This is a genomic window from Pseudonocardia sp. SID8383 (assembly GCF_009864975.1).
GTDB classification, from domain to species: Bacteria; Actinomycetota; Actinomycetes; order Mycobacteriales; family Pseudonocardiaceae; genus Pseudonocardia; species Pseudonocardia alni.
In genome coordinates this window covers 1-332 of record NZ_WWFY01000509.1, presented here as the reverse complement: position 1 = coordinate 332, position 332 = coordinate 1, and the positions used below count along the sequence as shown (strand labels likewise).

The 332-nt window shown below is 78.3% G+C and carries 1 protein-coding gene; it reads right to left on the bottom strand.

What is annotated here, in order from left to right:
• Positions 1-332 (bottom strand): AAA family ATPase (locus tag GTW08_RS12240; RefSeq protein ID WP_161151943.1); only part of this gene is annotated, 332 nt, incomplete at both ends.

Below are 332 nucleotides of genomic sequence, written 5' to 3'. Positions count from 1 at the left end.
ACGCGAGCTGGTCCGGGTCCCCGACCAGCACCAGCCGGGCGTCCGGTCGGACGGCCTCCAGCAGCCGCGCCATCATCGTCAGCGACACCATCGACGTCTCGTCGACGACCACGACGTCGTGCGGCAGCCGGTTGCCCCGGTGGTGGCGGAACCGGCCCGAGGTGCCCCGCGAGCCCAGCAGCCGGTGCAGCGTCGACGCCGTCGCCCCCGCGACGGCGGCCCGGTCGGTCTCCGGCAGCCGCCCGTGGGCCTCGGCGACGGACTGGGTCAGCCGGGCCGCGGCCTTCCCGGTCGGCGCGGCGAGCGCCACCCGCAGACCCGGTGCCCCGGGC